This is a genomic window from Burkholderia sp. A2 (genome assembly GCF_001729305.1).
Taxonomy (GTDB): Bacteria; Pseudomonadota; Gammaproteobacteria; order Burkholderiales; family Burkholderiaceae; genus Burkholderia; species Burkholderia sola.
The window spans coordinates 604-804 of the sequence record NZ_LZXX01000003.1 but is presented as its reverse complement, the minus strand read 5'-3'; the positions used below and the strand labels follow the sequence as shown (position 1 = coordinate 804).

Sequence of the window (201 nt, the reverse complement as noted above, 5' to 3'; positions counted from 1 at the left end):
AGCTCGACGCGCTCGGCAGCGCGCTCTCAGCCGGCAAGTAATAGAAGACGACCGTTACGACATGACCGCCACTCCCCACGCCCTCGCACTCGATCGCGTCACGCTCGAACTGGGCGGCCGCACGATCCTGCGCGACGTCAGCTTCTCGATCGAGCCCGGCGAATTCGTCGGCGTGCTCGGACCGAACGGCGCGGGCAAGAC

General features: G+C 67.2%; 1 protein-coding gene. It reads left to right on the top strand.

Features of this window, described 5'->3' with window-relative positions:
• Positions 1-61: 61 nt before the first annotated feature.
• The coding region (locus tag A9Z05_RS35770) for an ATP-binding cassette domain-containing protein (protein WP_141723314.1) at positions 62-201 on the top strand (140 nt) is incomplete at its 3' end.